Below are 15,716 nucleotides of genomic sequence, written 5' to 3'. Positions count from 1 at the left end.
GTTCCGTACCGCAACCATTGTGTCAAGACCGGGGTTGCTGCCTCTAGATAACAGGAGGCCCAATGACCCTTTCCCTCAAGCAGTCGCTCGCCCGTAGCGTCTTCGCATCGTCGCTGGTGTTGACCGCTGGTGGCGCCATCGCGCAGTCGCCGCGGTCGATTTCCGCACCGCCACCAACACCGCCCGCCGCAACCGCGACGCAGCCCGCAAAGGCCGCGCCCGACATGCAACAGGTGCTCGATGCACTTGCGGCACTCGGCGGCAAGCCGATCGAGACGCTCACGCCGGCAGAGGCGCGCCAACAGCCGTCGGCAGCGGACGGCGCCAAGGCGGTGATGGCGAGCAAGGGCATGCCGACCACGCCCGACCAGAGCGTGACGACGCAGGACATCCCCTATGGTGCCGATCCCAAGCAGTTCGCCCGGATCTACAAGCCCGCGACCGCCCCTTCCGCAAATGGCGCGCGTGCAGCGCGCCTGCCGGTATTGGTCTATTATCATGGCGGTGGCTGGGTGATCGCCGACGTCGATACCTATGACGCGGCCCCGCGGGCGATGGCCAAGGCGCTCAACGCGATCGTGGTATCGGTCGAATACCGGCACGCGCCAGAGTTCAAATTCCCGGCGCAGCATGACGATGCCGCCGCCGCGTATCGCTGGACGTTGGCGAATGCCGCGTCATGGGGTGGCAACCCCGCGAAAATCGCGATCGCGGGTGAAAGCGCGGGCGGCAATCTGGCGGTCGCGACCGCGATCTACGCGCGCAACAACCGCCTGACGATGCCGTTGCATATCGTTTCGGTCTATCCGATCGCGAACAACGATGCGTCGTTGCCGTCGCGCCGCGATTCCGCGAATGCCAAGCCGCTCAACGCCGCGATGCTGCAATGGTTTGGCTATTATTATCAGTCGAGCAAGGCCGATGCGCAGGACCCCCGGCTGAATCTCGTTGCCGCCGATCTGCGTGGCCTGCCGCCGACTACGATCATCAACGCGCAGATCGATCCCCTGCGCTCCGACGGCGAGACGCTGGCGCAGGCGATGCGTTCGGCGGGGGACCGGGTCGAGCAGCGCACCTTCCCCGGTGTGACGCATGAATTTTTCGGGATGGCGAAGGTGGTGCGCGGCGCAAAGGACGCCAACGACCTGGCGGTTGCACGGCTGAAGGCGGCGTTTGCCGGCGCCCCGCGCAAGCGCTGAGGCCAACCGATAAGACCGGCCGATAGGACGCGTCGATGCTGGCGCGTCCTATCTCTTTACGATCACTGAAAGGCAAAGACATGGTCAACGGACCGATCCGCTATAGCGCCGACGTCGAGCAGGAGCAGGACGACGAGCAGGCGACCGTCGCCAAGCTCAACGACGCGTTCGATATCATCCTCGAGCGCACCGCGGAGGATTACGGCCATGCGGTTCGGTCGGTCCATGCCAAGTCGCACGGACTGCTCGAGGGCGAGCTGACGGTCGATGCGAACCTGCCCGCGGAGCTGGCGCAGGGACTGTTCGCCACGCCGGGTGTGCACAAGGTGCTGATCCGTCTCTCGACCAATGCGGGCGATATCCTGCCCGACGTCATCAGCCTGCCTCGCGGCCTGGCGATGAAGGTCTTCGATGTCGAGGGTGAGCGACTGCCGGGCGCCGAGGGCAGCGCGCAGGATTTCGTCATGGTCAACGGCCCGGTGTTCCAGGCCAAGACCGCGGAAAAGTTTCTCGGCAATTTGAAGCTTCTTGCCAGAACGACGGACCGTATGGAGGGCACCAAGACGGTTGCCTCCGCGGTGTTGCGCGGGGTCCGGCATGCTCTCGAAGCGGTCGGCGGCGAATTGCCGAGCGGACTGAACTCGCTTGGCGGTGCGCCCAATTCGGAGCCGCTTGGCGATACCTATTACAGCGCCACCGCGTTCCGGTATGGTGACTATATCGCCAAGTTCAGCCTGGCGCCGGTCGCACCGGAGATGACCGCGCTCACCGGCAAGGAGATCGACGTCGACGGGCGCGAGAACGCGATCCGCGAGGAGGTCCGTGCCGAGGTGCGTGGCATGGATCTCGAATGGGAATTCCGGGTCCAGCTATGCCGCGATCTCGACGCGCAGCCGGTCGAGGACGCGACCGTACGATGGGACGAGCAGGATGCGCCGTTCCTCCGCGTCGGCATGGTGCGCGCGGCGGCACAGGACAGCTGGAGCGACGATCATGTCCGTCGCATCAACGAGGAAAGCCGCTTCAGCGTGTGGACCGGCATCGCCGCGCATCGCCCGCTGGGCAACATCAACCGCGTCCGCAAGGACACGTATCGCCATTCGGCCGACTTCCGTGCGCGCACCAACGGATGCCCCTATCACGAGCCGGTCGCGCGCGACGCCGGGGCGGGGCAGGGCTGATGCGCGCCGCGCCGTTTCCGCCCGCGGACATGCCCGCCGAGCTGCGTCCGTTGCACGACGAGATGGGCGCCTACATTGCCGAGCATCTCAAGGGCTTCGTGTCGCGTAGGGACGATGGCGCCCTGATCGGGCCGTTCGCCCCGATGCTGCGCTTCCCCGCCTTTGGTCGCGCGGCGTGGACCTATACCAAGGCGCTGATCGACAACGCGACGCTACCCAAGGCCGCGCATGAGGTTGCGATCCTCGTCACAGGCGCGGCGTTCAATTCGCGGTACGAACTGTACGCGCATGAGCGGGTGGGGGCGGCCGTTGGCTTGAGTGATGCAAAGGTCGCGACGATCGCGGCGGGCCAGCGTCCTGCCGACCTGACCGAGGAAGAAGCAGCCGCCTACGACGTCGCGGCCACGCTGGCCGGCGGCCGCCAGCTCCCGGCAACCACCTACCGGCGTGCGGTTGCCGCATTCGGCGAGGATCGCACCGCCGAACTGATCTATCTGGTCGGCGGCTATTGCCTCGTCTCGCTGCTGCTCAATGCCTATGACATGTCGGTGCCCGGCCGCGAGGAAAGCCTGCCCGACGACCGGGGGGACGACGCATGAGCACCGGACGGACCATGGGCGCGGTAGCGGGTGGGCTCGTTGCCGGGCTGGCGATCACGGCCTTGCTGATGCGCGGCGAGAAGACGACCGGGACACCGTCGGAACTCGTCGACCTCGAACGGACGACCGCGCATAAGCTCGGGCTGGCGACTCCCCCGGCGGATCGGTTGGCGACGCCGGGCGAGCAGGCGATCGTGCAGGGCGGGCATCTGCTGCTCTCGGCGGGCGCGGCGATCGTTTATGCCGCGGCGACCGACGAGGACAGCGACGTGCTGGTGTCCGGGATCGGTTTCGGCCTGGCGTTTTACGGGGCGATGCACTGGCTGGTGGGGCCTTTGCTCGGCGTCAAACCTCCCGAATGGGACGCGGATTCGAGCACGATCGGCCTGCACACGCTGAACCATGTCGGTTTTGGCCTGGCAACCGCGGCCGGGGCCAAGCTGGCGACGCGCGCATGACGCCGCGATGGCCAACCCTGCGCACGTACGGAGCATGGCGCATGATGCCGAAACCCGAGTCCTGCACGCACGTTGAGGCGCACTGACATGCCGATCATCACCACCGACACGCTGGCGATCGCCTATACCGATACGGGCCCGCGCGCAGGGCCGCCGGTGCTGCTGATCCATGGCTGGCCGGACGATGGCTCGACCTGGGACGCGGTCCTGCCGATGCTCCATGCTGCCGGCTTGCGTACCATCGTGCCGACGCTGCGCGGTTTCGGCGAGACCCGGTTCCTGGCCGCGGAGACGCCGCGGACCGGCAACAGCGCGGTGCTGGCGATGGACATGATCGCGCTGATGGATGCGCTCGGCATCGAACGGTTCATGATCGCGGGACATGACTGGGGCTCGAATACCGCCGAAGCGCTCGCGGTCGGCTGGCCCGACCGGGTCGCGCGACTGGCGATGCTCGCCACGCCACCGCGTCTCGGCGGCATGCCGACGCCGCCGTTCGCGCAGGCGCAACGGCAATGGTATCACTGGTTCATGGCGACCGCGCGTGGTGCGCAGGCGGTCCGCGACGACCGCAACGGGTTCGCGCATATTCACTGGGAGAACTGGTCGCCGCAGGGCTGGTTCGACGAGGCGACGTTTCAGCGGGTCGCGCGATCCTTCGATACGCCCGATTGGGTCGACGTCACGCTGCACAGCTACCGTGCGCGGTGGGACGAAGCCGAGCCCGATCCCCGCAGCCAGTGGCTCGAGGACAAGGTGAAGGCGACCGAGACGCTGTCGTTGCCGGCGATCTATATCCAGGGCGCGCTCGATGGCGTGAATCCACCCTCCGCCAGCAAGGCGGTGCCGAGCAAATTCGCCGGTCCGTTCGCCTTTGTCGAACTGTCCGGCGTCGGGCATTTTCCCCAGCGTGAGAATCCGCGCGCCGTCGCCCGCCACCTGATCCAGCTTTTCACCGGCACCCCTGCCGATCTTTCCGATACCGTTGACCGGAGCCTTTTGATGTCCAAGACCAAGCCCTTCCTCGCCGGCGCTGCTGCAATCGCGGTGATCGCCGCCGCCGCGATCGGCGTCGCGCAGGCCCGGCCGCGCGGTGCCAGCGCGTTGACGCAAGTCGCGCAGTTCGATCACCAGGCGACCGGCGTCGCAGTCACCGCCGATGGCCGCCGCTTCGTCAATTTCCCGCGCTGGACCGACGACGCGCCGATCTCGGTCGCCGAAGTGATGAAGGACGGGTCACTAAAGCCCTATCCGGATGCCAAGTGGAACAGCTGGCGCAACGCCAAGTCGAACGAGATGCCGGTCGGCGATTATTTCGTCTGCGTGCAGTCGATCGTGCCCGATGGCCACGGCAATCTCTGGGTGCTCGATCCCGGCGCGCCCGGCAACGAGAAGATCCTCGAAGGCGCGCCCAAGCTGGTCAAGATCGATCTGGCGACCAACCGCGTGACGAAGGTCATCAAGGTGCCGCTCGACGTCGCATTGCAGGGCACCTACCTCAACGACATCCGCTTTTCGCCCGACGGCCGGACCGGGTACATCACGGACTCGGGCACGCGCGGTGCGATAATCGTCATCGATCTCGAAACCGGCAAGGGTTTCCGCGCGCTCGATGGGCACGGGTCGACGCAGATCGACAAGAGCGTGACGGTGATGACCGACGGCAAACCGCTCGTCCGCCCCGACAATCGCCAGCCGGCCTTTGCCGCCGACGGCATCGCGATCTCCAATGATGGCAAGACGCTCTACTACCAAGCGCTCACCGGCAAGACGCTGTATGCGATCGACACCGCGTTGCTGCGCGACGGCGTCAGCGAGACGGACCGCGCGGCGGGCGTGAAGACGGTGGCACAGACGCACGTCGCGGACGGTCTGTGGATGAGTAAGGCGGGGGTCCTCTATATCTCGTCGCCCACCGACAATGGCATCACCCGGCTGGTCGGCGATCATGTCGAGCCGGTGCTGACCGATCCTCGCCTGCGCTGGCCCGACACCTTCTCCGAAGGCGCGGATGGCCGCATCTATGTGACCGCGAGCCACATCCAGGACACGAGCTGGTTCAAGCCAGGGGCACCAGCATCGCTTCGCACCGAGCTGTTCTCGTTCGTCCCCGGCGCCAAGGGCAAATAAGGGTTACATGACCTGTCTGCGCTACAGCGACGCCATCGATACGATCCAGCCGAACGAGCAGGCGTCGATCGACGGTATCATCAGGGGCATGGCCGATCAGACCCGCACGGTCGAGACGCGCGAGCATCATGTAGTGCGGGCCAGCCATGCCAAGAGTTCCGCTTGTGTCGTCGGCGACCTGACGATCCACCCGGGTCTTCCCGCCGAACTCGCTCAGGGTCTGTTCGCCAAACCCGGCACGCAACCCGTCGCGGTTCGCTTCGCCTAAGGGCCGGGCGAGACGCTACCGGGGCACGACGTCGACATCCCCGCCTGATCACCGTTCCGTCGATGTCTTTTATCGGCGGAGCGGCCGGGCCATCATCGCTATGTTCAGGTTCGCGTGCTATATATTACGCGTGACAACAGCGATTCCCCATACCTACGCCATCGGCATAGAGCCGGACGACATCGACTTCATGGGTCACGTCAACAACGCGAACTATCTGAAGTGGGTCCAGGCCGCGGTGATCGACCATTGGCAGCGCCTCGCGCCGGCCGAGGCGGTGGCCGGGCACCTGTGGGTCGCGCTGAAACACGAGATTACCTACCGCAAGCCGGCGTTCCTGGACGACGACGTCATCGCGACGGTTTTGCTCGAGAAGGTCCAGGGCGCGCGCGCGTTCTACGAGACGATCATCAAGCGCGGCGAGGACGTGCTCGCCGAGGTGAAGTCGAGCTGGTGCTGCCTCGATGCGGAGACGCTGCGGCCATCGCGGCTGGCGAATAGCGTCGTGGAGCATTTCTTCCCGAAGGATCCGGCGGCGGCCTGATTGCGACCACCACCCCCGGCGGACTTACCACCCCGGCGAAATTACCACCCCGGCGAAGGCCGGGGCCCAGGTGGACAGGTCGTAGGAACGCTGGGCTGCCCCTTGTTATTGCCGTCCCCCGACTGGGCCCCGGCCTTCGCCGGGGAGGCGGCTCTGACATAAGCGTCCGTCACACCACCTCGTACGGCACCGCGCCGCGCCGGTCCGGATCGACCCGGATATCACTCGCCGCTGGTGGAAACGCCCGCTGGTCGCAATCCGTCCGCAAACAAACACGACACGAAGATCCGATCGGTGTCGCGATCCCGCCCGTCCCCAGCGCGTCCGCATAGATGAACTCCGACGCATTCGCCTCCTCGCACCCGAGCGCCACCGCATAGCGCCGCGCCGGCCGCGTATACGTCTCGGACGGCTTCACCAGACCCTTCGCCATCGAGACGTAGCGGATGCCGTCGGTCGTCTCGATCAGCTGCGTCAGGATCCGGTCCGGGATCGCAACCGCCTCGTGGACGATCCACAACGGACACGCCCCCCCGAACCGCGCGAACTGCAACCGCGTGGCCGAGTGCCGCTTGGTGATGTTCCCCGCCATGTCGACCCGGCAGAAGAAGAACGGAATGCCGAGCGCGCCCGGTCGCTGCAAGGTCGACAGCCGATGGCACGTCTGCTCGAAGCTCGTCCCGAAGATCCGCCGCAGCCGGTCGATATCGTGGCGGACACTCCGCGCCTCCGTCCGAAAGCGCGTATAGGGCATGACGATCGCCCCGGCCGCGTAGTTGGTCAGCCCCGCCGTCAGCAGTGCGCGCGCCGTCTCCGACGCCATCTCCGATGCCGCGACGATCCCGCCGATGACGTCGCCGAACTCGTGCCGCGCGACCTGATGCGCCAGCGAGAACAAGGTGGTCTCCCCTGGCTGCGACCCGTCGAGCCGCAAGGTCGCACCGTCATAATCGCGCAACGGTGCGGCGAGCGCGCCCGAGATCGCCACCGAAACTCCGCGGACCGCGAGCCTTGCCTCAAGCGCTGCCACGCGATCCGCCCCCAGCGTCTCGCCGATCTCCTCCGCCCGCCGATCGAGCGCATCGACATAATTGCCCGCCGCGTGAAACCAGTCGCGCACGTCCTCCCATGGCAGCAACCCAGGCGCCCCGGACCCCGCCACCAACCGGTCGTCGAGCGCGCGCAACTGCTCCTGCGCGCGCCGATACGCGTCGTGCATTGCGACGAGCCGTTGCGCCAACAACGGCTGGTGCTTCACCGCCCGCCGCACCGCGATCTCGTCGAGCGCAGGCGCCTCGACGCTCGTATCCGACACCGCCTCCAGCGTCGCGATCAGCAACGCCGTATCGTCCGCCGCGTCGATGCTCCCCCAATCCGCCGGAAACTCGCGCGCGAGCGTGATCAGCACACCCTCGGTCACTGGGCGGTCGCCATTCTCGATCTGCGAGAGGTAGCTCACCGACAACCCGATCCGCGCCGCCATCGCCGCCTGGCTGATTCCGAGCACGCGGCGCAGGTCGCGCAAGCGGTGTCCGACGAAGAGGCGACGTGCGGGCAGGGTCATCCCTCCGCCTAGTTTGCAAACATCACGTCGGCAAGTTTGCAACATTGCATTTGCGCATCGCATCCCGCTCTGTGAAGGCAATCAGCAGGACGGAGAGACGATGTCATCGACGATCGAAGAGCTTGAACGCCGCCGCGAAGCCGCCAGAGTCGGCGGAGGCCTCAAGCGGATCGGAGCGCAGCACGCCAAGGGAAAGCTCACCGCGAGGGAGCGCCTTGACGTGCTGCTGGACGAGGGTTCGTTCGAGGAGCTCGACATGTATGTCGAGCATAACTGTGTCGATTTCGGCATGCAGGACCAGGTGATCCCCGGCGACGGCGTGGTCACCGGCTCGGGCACGATCAACGGCCGCCTCGTCTTCGTCTTCAGCCAGGATTTCACCGTGTTCGGCGGTTCCTTGAGCGAACGTCACGCGCAAAAAATCTGCAAGGTGATGGACAGCGCGATGAAGGTCGGCGCGCCGATCATTGGCCTCAACGACAGCGGTGGCGCACGCATCCAGGAAGGCGTTGCCTCGCTTGGCGGCTATGCCGAGGTGTTCCAGCGCAACGCGCTCGCGTCCGGCGTCGTCCCGCAGCTCTCGTTGATCATGGGGCCGTGCGCGGGCGGCGCGGTCTATTCCCCCGCGATGACCGACTTCATCTTCATGGTGAAGGATTCGAGCTACATGTTCGTCACCGGCCCCGACGTGGTCAAGACCGTGACGAACGAGGTCGTCACGCAGGAGGCGCTCGGCGGCGCCGTCACGCATACGACCAAGACGTCGGTCGCCGACAACGCGTTCGAGAACGACATCGAGGCGCTGCTCGCGGCGCGCGATTTCTTCGATTTCCTGCCCGCGTCGAACCGCGAAGGGGTGCCGGAACGTCCGACCGCGGACGAATGGGACCGGATCGAGGAGAGCCTCGACACGCTGATCCCGGCGTCCGCGAACCAGCCCTACGACATGCACGAGCTGATCCGGAAGACCGTCGACGAAGGCGATTTCTTCGAGACCCAGCCGGCGCATGCCGCCAACATCATCACCGGCTTCGGCCGCATCGAGGGCCGCACGGTCGGCTTCGTCGCAAACCAGCCGATGGTGCTCGCGGGCGTGCTCGACATCAATTCGTCGAAGAAAGCGGCGCGGTTCGTGCGCTTCTGCGACGCGTTCGAGATCCCGATCGTGACCTTCGTCGACGTCCCCGGCTTCCTGCCCGGCACCGCCCAAGAGCATAACGGCATCATCAAGCACGGCGCGAAACTGCTGTTCGCCTATGCCGAGGCGACCGTGCCCAAGATCACCGTCATCACGCGCAAAGCTTACGGCGGCGCGTACGACGTGATGGCGTCCAAGCACCTGCGCGGCGACTTGAACTACGCTTGGCCGACCGCCGAAATCGCGGTGATGGGCGCGAAGGGCGCGGTGGAGATCATCTTCCGCGGCAAGACGCCGCAAGAGATCACCGAGCGGACGGCAGAATACGAGGCGCGGTTCGCGAACCCGTTCGTTGCCGCGTCGAAGGGCTTCATCGACGAAGTGATCCAGCCGCACTCGACGCGCCGCCGCATCGCGCTGGGCCTACGGAAGCTCCGCGGCAAGGCGCTGGAGAATCCGTGGAAGAAGCATGATAACATCCCGCTGTGACCCGGTACGTCACGTGGACCAGTCCTTGACGCGTCGACTCGGCGAAAGCCGGGGACTCGGGTCGCAGGGGACGGGCTTGCGGATTGAGGTCCCAGCCTCTGCTGGGGTAATGACGTCTACGGGGACGGAGGTTTGATGCTCGCGTTTCTCCTGCTCCTGCAAGCCACTTCGCCCACGCCCACGCCCACGCCAATCTGGAAGCTTGCCGACCGCACAAATTCGGCGGGCGTGCGCAGCATCTCGGCTTCGGTCACCGGTAACGACGGCCTCTCGCGCTTCGTCGTGAAGTGCGACGTCGCCTCCGAGCCGATCGTGTCGATCCAGTTCATCCAGCCGCAACCGCTCGGGTCGGGCGCCGACAAGCTGGTTGCGGTGCGCTTCGATGGTGGGCCGGCATTCACCTATAACTGGCAGTTTCCGGGGACCGGTACGTACATCGCCGATCCCGCGGCGATCACCAAGTTGACCAGTTTCCTGGTGAAATCGAAGACGGTACGGGTCGAGACGACCAACGGCGCCAGCTTTGCGGTACAGGCAAACTTCGTCGCGCCGACCGGTGATGCGATGATCCGGCAGGTGCTCGGCGTCTGTGGCTATACACTCGGCGTCGTCCCGCCGGTGCCGGCCAAGCCTGCCGCGGAGCCAGCGGAATGACGCGTTGTATCGCGATCGTCCGCACATTATCATGTCATGATAAGGAGTCGTGACATGCAGACCGAACGCGTGACGTTTTTGACCTCCCCCGATCATAAGGCAGCGCTCGATGCCTTTGCTGCCAGCAATGGTAAATCCGTCGGCCATGTCCTCCGGGAAGCTTCGACGCGATATCTCGCGGCGGAGGATCGCGCCGACGGGGAGGATGAGAAGGCGTTCGCGCTGATCCTGCCGGAGATCGAGGCGATGCTGCCGCAATGGCATGCGAAGATCGATTCGATGGAACAGTCGATCGACCGCGCGCTGGAAGCGATCGATCGTGCGCTGGCGGGCGACCCGGTGCCGATGAGCCACGCCGCATGAGCGCGACCGAAAAGGCGTTCGGCGTCATCAAGGCGTTGCTGACCTATCAGGAGCGGCTCGATGGGCTCGACGCGAAACTCACGGGGCTGAGTGCCGGCTTGGCGCGTCTGGCCGACAGTCACGTCGCCTTGCGCGAGCGTGTCAGCCGTATCGAAGGGTTGATCGAGGGCGCCGCGATGGCGCGCCGGACGCCCGACAGCCCGAGGATCGAAGGATGACCGCCATGCTGGGCCGGCTCAACCATGTCGGGGTAGCGACTCCGTCGATCGCGAAGTCGGTCGAGACGTATCGCCTGCTGCTCGGCGCGACCGCGATCGGCGAGCCGTTCGACTTGCCAGCGCAGGGGGTGAAAGTTTGCTTCATCGATGCGCCGAACACCCAGATCGAGCTGATCGAGCCGTATGACGAGAGCTCGCCGATCGCCGGCTTCCTGCGCAAGAACCCGGCGGGTGGGCAGCATCATGTCTGCTTCGAGGTGGCCGATATCCATGCGGCGGTCGCCGACCTGAAGGCGAAGGGTGCGACCGTGTTGGGCGAGCCGCGGATCGGCGCGCATGGCACGCCGATCGTGTTCGTGCACCCGAAAGACTTTGGCGGCATGCTGGTCGAGTTGATGGAGACGCCGGGCGATACCGGCGCGCACTAGGAGAGATCTGATGGCCGCGTACGAGCATATCCTGAGCGAACGGCGCGGCGACGTGCTGGTACTGACGCTCAACCGCCCCGACCGGCTGAACGCCGCACCGCCGGCGATGTTCGAGGAGTTGCGTGCGGCGCTAGGCGATCTGGATGGTGCGCGGGCGGTGCTGATTGCGGGCGCAGGCCGCGCGTTCTGCTCGGGCGCGGATGTCGGCGGCGGGGCGCTTGGTTCGGACAATCCGGGCGAGGCGACGTTCGCGGCGCTGACCGGCAGCTACAATCCAACGATGGCGGCGATCGCCGACCTGGCGGTGCCGGTGGTGAGCGCGGTGCGCGGGCCGGCGGCGGGCATCGGCTGCAGCCTCGCGCTCGCCGCCGATTTCTGCGTCGCGAGCGAAACCGCGTATTTCCTCCAGGCGTTCGTCAATATCGGGCTGGTGCCGGATGGTGGTGCGTCGTGGATGCTGCCCCGCCTGATCGGCAAGGCGCGCGCCACCGAGATGATGATGCTCGGCGAGCGGGTACCGGCGACCAAGGCGCTCGACTGGGGCATGGTGCACAAGGTTGCCGCGGACGACGCACTCGATGCGGAGGCGTTCGCGCTGGCTGAGCGGTTGGCGGCGATGCCGACGGTCGCGCTCGGGCTGATGCGTCGGGCGATAACCACGGCGTACGAGACGGATTACCCCACCGCGATGCAGGCCGAGGCGGCGAACCAGCGCGATGCGCGCGGCTCGGCGGACTCGATGGAAGGCGGTCGTGCGTTCCTCGAAAAGCGCAAGCCGGTGTTCACGGGCAAGTGATGGCTTCTGCTACTCGTTCCCCGGCGAAGGCCGGGGCCCAGGCTCGATGCGCAGCATCGAACGCGCTCCCGCGCGCGGTGTGTTTGAGGGGCTGGGCCCCGGCCTTCGCCGGGGAACTAGGTGCTAGGTAATGACTGACAAACCGAACCCAACCCTCGCCGACTGGCAGGCGCTCGCCGCCAAGGAAGTCAAAGGCGCCGACCTCATCTGGCCGACCCCCGAAGGCATAGACGTCAAGCCGCTCTACACCGCGGACGACGTGACCGCCGACCCCGGCCTCCCCGGTTTCGCGCCGTTCACCCGCGGCGTCCGCGCGTCGATGTACGCCGGCCGCCCCTGGACGATCCGCCAGTACGCGGGCTTCTCCACCGCCGAAGCCTCCAACGCGTTCTACCGCCGCAATCTCGCCGCCGGTCAGAAGGGCCTGAGCGTAGCGTTCGATCTCGCGACACACCGCGGCTATGATTCCGACCACCCCCGCGTCACCGGCGACGTCGGCAAGGCAGGCGTCGCGATCGACTCGGTCGAGGACATGAAGATCCTCTTCGACGGCATCCCGCTCGACAAGATGTCGGTCAGCATGACGATGAACGGCGCGGTGATCCCGATCCTCGCCTTCTTCATCGTCGCCGGCGAAGAGCAGGGCGTCGACCGGAAACTGCTCGACGGGACCATCCAGAACGACATCCTCAAGGAGTTCATGGTCCGCAACACCTACATCTACCCGCCCGAGCCGAGCATGCGGATCATCTCGGACATCTTCGGCTACACCAGCCGCGAGATGCCCAAGTTCAACAGCATCTCAATCAGCGGCTATCACATGCAGGAGGCAGGAGCGACGCAGCTCCACGAGCTCGCCTTCACGATCGCCGACGGCATGGAATATGTGAAGTACGGCGTCACGAGCGGGCTCGACATCGACAAGTTCGCCGGGCGCCTGAGCTTCTTCTTTGCGATCGGCATGAACTTCTTCATGGAGATCGCCAAGCTCCGCGCCGCCCGCGTGCTCTGGCATCGCGCGATGACGCAGTTGGGCGCACAGGACGAGCGCTCGAAGATGCTCCGCACGCACTGCCAGACCTCGGGCGTCTCGCTCACCGAGCAGGACCCGTACAACAACGTCATGCGCACCACGATCGAGGCGATGGCGGCGATGCTCGGCGGCACGCAGTCCTTGCATACGAACGCGCTCGACGAGGCGATCGCTCTGCCGACCGACTTCTCGGCACGGATCGCGCGCAACACGCAGATCGTGATCCAGGAAGAGACGGGGATGACCAAGGTCGTCGATCCGCTCGGCGGCAGCTATTATATCGAGAGCCTGACGCAGTCGCTGGTCGACGGCGCCTGGAGCCTGATCGAGCGGATCCAGTCCGAAGGCGGCATGGCGAAGGCGGTCGCGGCGGGCTGGCCCAAGGCGATGATCGAGGAAGCCGCCGCCGGCCGGCAGGCGCGGGTCGATCGCGGCGAGGACGTCATCGTCGGCGTGAACAAGTACAAGCTCGCCGAGCAGGACGCGATCGAGATCCTCGACGTCGACAACGTCGCGGTGAGGGCAGGCCAGATCGAACGCATCGAGCGGGTGAAGTCCGCGCGGGATGAAGTAGCGTGCCGCGCCGCGCTCGACGCCTTGCGGGAAGGCGCAAAGGGCTCCGAGAACCTCCTCGCGCTCGCCGTAGACTGCGCCCGCGCGCGCGCCACGCTCGGCGAAATCTCCGCCGCGATGGAGGACGTGTTCGGCCGCTATGGCACGCAACCCACCCCCGTCTCCGGCATCTACGGCGGCGCGTACGAGGACGACGCGCGCTGGACCCGCCTGACCGACGGCGTCGAAGCGACCGAACGCCGGATGGGCCGCAAACCTCGTATGCTAGTCGCCAAGATGGGGCAGGACGGCCATGACCGCGGCGCGAACCTCGTCTCTTCGATGTTCGGCGACCTCGGCTTCGAGATCGTTCCCGGCCCGCTGTTCCAGACCCCCGCCGAAGCCGCCGCGCTCGCGCTGGAAAAGGACGTCGACATCGTCGGCGCCTCGAGCCTCGCCGCCGGCCACAAGACGCTGATACCCGAGCTCATCGGCTACCTCCGCGAGGCGGGCCGCGCCGATATCAAGGTGATCGCGGGTGGCGTTATCCCCGCACAGGACTATCAGGCGCTGCGCGATGCCGGGGTCCAGGCGATCTTCGGCCCCGGCACCAACCTGATCCAGGCCGCCGAGGACGTGTTGAAACTCCTCGGCCACAACATGGCCCCGCAAGAGGAAGCCGCCAAATGACCGATACCCTCCTCCGTACTCTCGCACATGCCGTGGCTCCGAGCCTGGTGCGCGATGCTCCCGTTGCCCGCACCGACTGGACCCGGCCCGAGATCGCCACGCTGTTCGACCTCCCGTTCGACGAACTCATGTACCGCGCACAGACCGTCCACCGCGCGCATCACGCGATCGGCGAGGTCCAGCTCTGCACGTTGTTGTCGATCAAGACCGGCGGTTGCCCCGAGGATTGCGGCTATTGCTCGCAGTCCGCGTCGTCCGACTCCGGCCTGAAGGCGGAAAAGCTGATGGACGTCGACGCCGTCCTCGCCGACGCCGCGCAGGCCAAGGCCGCCGGATCGCAGCGTTTCTGCATGGGTGCCGCCTGGCGCAACCCCAAGCCGCGCGACATGCCGAAGGTCGTCGCGATGGTCGAGGGCGTCCGCGCGATGGGGCTCGAGACGTGTATGACGCTCGGCATGCTCGACGCGGACCAGGCGAAGCAGCTCGCCGACGCCGGCCTCGATTACTACAACCACAATATCGATACCTCGCCGGAGAATTACGGCAACGTTATCACCACGCGGACCTTCGGCGACCGGCTGGAGACGCTGGCGAACGTCCGTGACGCGGGGATCTCGGTCTGCTGCGGCGGGATCGTCGGGATGGGCGAGACGCGCAGCGATCGCGTCGGCTTCGTCCACGCGCTCGCCACGCTGCCGCGTCACCCGGAAAGCGTACCCGTCAACGCGCTGGTCCCGGTCAAGGGCACGCCGCTCGGCGACATGCTCGCCGGCACGCCGATGGCGCAGATCGACGACATCGAGTTCGTCCGGACGGTCGCGGTCGCGCGGATCACGATGCCGCTGAGCATGGTCCGCCTGTCGGCCGGGCGCGAGAGCATGTCCGAGACGACTCAGGCGCTCTGCTTCATGGCCGGCGCGAACTCGATCTTCACCGGCGACAAGCTGCTGACCACCGGCAACGCCGGCGACAGCGCCGATGCGACGCTGCTGGCGAAGCTGGGGATGAAACCGATGGTCGGCGCGGAGCCGATGAGAGAGGCCAAGACATGCTGTTGATCGCACTTTTGATGGCCGCCGCGCCGATGCAGTCGCAGGCGACGATGAACGCGTCCGCCGGTACGAGTTACGCGCGGGCGGATGCGGCGATGGCCGCGCAGTGGAAGCGGACCTACGCCTACATGAAGGGTCGCGACGCGCAGGACGGGTCGCGCGGCGGCGGGTTCGGCTATGCGGCCGCGCTGCTGGAGAGCCAGCGTGCGTGGCTCAAGTTCCGCGATACGCAGTGCGTGATCGAGGGCGGCCAATATGCCGGCGGTTCGGCGCAGGGCATGACGATTGCCGGGTGTCGGGCCGACCTGACGCAAGCGCGCACGAAGCAGCTCAAGACGATGATGTGGTACCAATAACCAG

At 66.4% G+C, this 15,716-nt stretch carries 17 protein-coding genes; 16 read left to right on the top strand and 1 reads right to left on the bottom strand.

Going from position 1 to position 15,716, the window contains the following annotated elements:
• Positions 1 to 62: 62 nt before the first annotated feature.
• From C8J46_RS02865 to C8J46_RS02835, 7 genes are all read left to right on the top strand, one after another.
• Positions 63 to 1,199, top strand: a complete 1,137-nt coding sequence (locus C8J46_RS02865; protein ID WP_132734829.1) for an alpha/beta hydrolase — start codon at positions 63 to 65, stop codon at positions 1,197 to 1,199.
• Between the two features lie 80 nt (positions 1,200 to 1,279).
• The gene (locus tag C8J46_RS02860; protein WP_132734827.1) at positions 1,280 to 2,380 is read left to right on the top strand and encodes a catalase family protein; all 1,101 of its coding nucleotides are present in this window, start codon (positions 1,280 to 1,282) and stop codon (positions 2,378 to 2,380) included.
• On the top strand, positions 2,380 to 2,979 hold the full coding sequence (locus tag C8J46_RS02855) for a 4-carboxymuconolactone decarboxylase (RefSeq protein ID WP_132734825.1): 600 nt from the start codon (positions 2,380 to 2,382) through the stop codon (positions 2,977 to 2,979). The genes C8J46_RS02860 and C8J46_RS02855 overlap by 1 nt, the downstream gene beginning before the upstream one ends.
• Positions 2,976 to 3,437, top strand: coding sequence for a hypothetical protein (locus C8J46_RS02850; protein ID WP_132734823.1), 462 nt, complete (start codon positions 2,976 to 2,978; stop codon positions 3,435 to 3,437). The genes C8J46_RS02855 and C8J46_RS02850 overlap by 4 nt, the downstream gene beginning before the upstream one ends.
• 87 nt (positions 3,438 to 3,524) lie before the next feature.
• Positions 3,525 to 5,567 carry an alpha/beta fold hydrolase gene (locus tag C8J46_RS02845; RefSeq protein WP_132734821.1) on the top strand — a complete coding sequence of 681 codons (2,043 nt, stop codon included), beginning with the start codon at positions 3,525 to 3,527 and terminating at the stop codon, positions 5,565 to 5,567.
• A 7-nt stretch (positions 5,568 to 5,574) separates the two neighbouring features.
• A complete protein-coding gene (locus C8J46_RS02840) occupies positions 5,575 to 5,835 on the top strand; it encodes a hypothetical protein (RefSeq protein WP_207894068.1) in 261 nt (86 codons plus the stop codon).
• Positions 5,836 to 5,965: 130 nt separating this feature from the next.
• Complete coding sequence (locus C8J46_RS02835; RefSeq protein ID WP_132734819.1) at positions 5,966 to 6,379, top strand: thioesterase family protein; 414 nt, start codon at positions 5,966 to 5,968, stop codon at positions 6,377 to 6,379.
• 169 nt (positions 6,380 to 6,548) lie between these two features.
• On the opposite strand, the gene C8J46_RS02830 is transcribed toward C8J46_RS02835, so the two are convergent.
• Positions 6,549 to 7,943, bottom strand: a complete 1,395-nt coding sequence (locus tag C8J46_RS02830) for a helix-turn-helix transcriptional regulator (protein ID WP_132734817.1) — start codon at positions 7,941 to 7,943, stop codon at positions 6,549 to 6,551.
• 100 nt (positions 7,944 to 8,043) lie between these two features.
• Here C8J46_RS02830 and C8J46_RS02825 point away from each other — a divergent pair, with 100 nt between their 5' ends.
• The 9 genes from C8J46_RS02825 to C8J46_RS02785 all read left to right on the top strand — a co-directional run bounded on the left by C8J46_RS02825 (position 8,044) and on the right by C8J46_RS02785 (position 15,712).
• A complete protein-coding gene (locus C8J46_RS02825) occupies positions 8,044 to 9,570 on the top strand; it encodes an acyl-CoA carboxylase subunit beta (RefSeq protein ID WP_132734815.1) in 1,527 nt (508 codons plus the stop codon).
• A 135-nt stretch (positions 9,571 to 9,705) separates the two neighbouring features.
• Positions 9,706 to 10,224: a hypothetical protein gene (locus C8J46_RS02820; protein WP_132734813.1), complete on the top strand. Its 519-nt coding sequence runs from the start codon at positions 9,706 to 9,708 to the stop codon at positions 10,222 to 10,224.
• A gap of 54 nt (positions 10,225 to 10,278) precedes the next feature.
• The gene (locus C8J46_RS02815; RefSeq protein WP_132734811.1) at positions 10,279 to 10,587 is read left to right on the top strand and encodes a hypothetical protein; all 309 of its coding nucleotides are present in this window, start codon (positions 10,279 to 10,281) and stop codon (positions 10,585 to 10,587) included.
• On the top strand, positions 10,584 to 10,805 hold the full coding sequence (locus C8J46_RS02810; protein ID WP_055882014.1) for a hypothetical protein: 222 nt from the start codon (positions 10,584 to 10,586) through the stop codon (positions 10,803 to 10,805). Before C8J46_RS02815 ends, C8J46_RS02810 begins: the two co-directional genes overlap by 4 nt.
• A gap of 5 nt (positions 10,806 to 10,810) precedes the next feature.
• Positions 10,811 to 11,233, top strand: coding sequence for a methylmalonyl-CoA epimerase (mce, locus tag C8J46_RS02805; protein WP_132735338.1), 423 nt, complete (start codon positions 10,811 to 10,813; stop codon positions 11,231 to 11,233).
• Between the two features lie 10 nt (positions 11,234 to 11,243).
• Positions 11,244 to 12,029, top strand: a complete 786-nt coding sequence (locus tag C8J46_RS02800; protein ID WP_132734809.1) for an enoyl-CoA hydratase-related protein — start codon at positions 11,244 to 11,246, stop codon at positions 12,027 to 12,029.
• Positions 12,030 to 12,159: 130 nt separating this feature from the next.
• Positions 12,160 to 14,304 (top strand): methylmalonyl-CoA mutase, encoded by a 2,145-nt coding sequence (scpA, locus tag C8J46_RS02795; RefSeq protein ID WP_132734807.1) that lies wholly within the window; start codon positions 12,160 to 12,162, stop codon positions 14,302 to 14,304.
• The gene (gene bioB / locus C8J46_RS02790) at positions 14,301 to 15,362 is read left to right on the top strand and encodes a biotin synthase BioB (protein WP_132734805.1); all 1,062 of its coding nucleotides are present in this window, start codon (positions 14,301 to 14,303) and stop codon (positions 15,360 to 15,362) included. Before scpA ends, bioB begins: the two co-directional genes overlap by 4 nt.
• A complete protein-coding gene (locus tag C8J46_RS02785; protein ID WP_132734803.1) occupies positions 15,353 to 15,712 on the top strand; it encodes a lysozyme inhibitor LprI family protein in 360 nt (119 codons plus the stop codon). The genes bioB and C8J46_RS02785 overlap by 10 nt, the downstream gene beginning before the upstream one ends.
• Positions 15,713 to 15,716: the final 4 nt, after the last annotated feature.

This window comes from Sphingomonas sp. PP-F2F-A104-K0414 (assembly GCF_004340945.1).
Lineage (GTDB): Bacteria > Pseudomonadota > Alphaproteobacteria > Sphingomonadales > Sphingomonadaceae > Sphingomonas.
This window is presented reverse-complemented; position numbering and strand designations above follow the sequence as displayed.

Bases quoted from the DNA above. Each gene is read 5' to 3' on its own strand.
- C8J46_RS02865 (WP_132734829.1), top strand. From the start codon at position 63: ATGACCCTTTCCCTCAAGCAGTCGCTCGCCCGTAGCGTCTTCGCATCG.
- C8J46_RS02860 (WP_132734827.1), top strand. From the start codon at position 1,280: ATGGTCAACGGACCGATCCGCTATAGCGCCGACGTCGAGCAGGAGCAG.
- C8J46_RS02855 (WP_132734825.1), top strand. From the start codon at position 2,380: ATGCGCGCCGCGCCGTTTCCGCCCGCGGACATGCCCGCCGAGCTGCGT.
- C8J46_RS02850 (WP_132734823.1), top strand. From the start codon at position 2,976: ATGAGCACCGGACGGACCATGGGCGCGGTAGCGGGTGGGCTCGTTGCC.
- C8J46_RS02845 (WP_132734821.1), top strand. From the start codon at position 3,525: ATGCCGATCATCACCACCGACACGCTGGCGATCGCCTATACCGATACG.
- C8J46_RS02840 (WP_207894068.1), top strand. From the start codon at position 5,575: ATGACCTGTCTGCGCTACAGCGACGCCATCGATACGATCCAGCCGAAC.
- C8J46_RS02830 (WP_132734817.1), bottom strand. From the start codon at position 7,943: ATGACCCTGCCCGCACGTCGCCTCTTCGTCGGACACCGCTTGCGCGAC.
- C8J46_RS02825 (WP_132734815.1), top strand. From the start codon at position 8,044: ATGTCATCGACGATCGAAGAGCTTGAACGCCGCCGCGAAGCCGCCAGA.
- C8J46_RS02820 (WP_132734813.1), top strand. From the start codon at position 9,706: ATGCTCGCGTTTCTCCTGCTCCTGCAAGCCACTTCGCCCACGCCCACG.
- C8J46_RS02815 (WP_132734811.1), top strand. From the start codon at position 10,279: ATGCAGACCGAACGCGTGACGTTTTTGACCTCCCCCGATCATAAGGCA.
- C8J46_RS02810 (WP_055882014.1), top strand. From the start codon at position 10,584: ATGAGCGCGACCGAAAAGGCGTTCGGCGTCATCAAGGCGTTGCTGACC.
- mce (WP_132735338.1), top strand. From the start codon at position 10,811: ATGCTGGGCCGGCTCAACCATGTCGGGGTAGCGACTCCGTCGATCGCG.
- C8J46_RS02800 (WP_132734809.1), top strand. From the start codon at position 11,244: ATGGCCGCGTACGAGCATATCCTGAGCGAACGGCGCGGCGACGTGCTG.
- scpA (WP_132734807.1), top strand. From the start codon at position 12,160: ATGACTGACAAACCGAACCCAACCCTCGCCGACTGGCAGGCGCTCGCC.
- bioB (WP_132734805.1), top strand. From the start codon at position 14,301: ATGACCGATACCCTCCTCCGTACTCTCGCACATGCCGTGGCTCCGAGC.
- C8J46_RS02785 (WP_132734803.1), top strand. From the start codon at position 15,353: ATGCTGTTGATCGCACTTTTGATGGCCGCCGCGCCGATGCAGTCGCAG.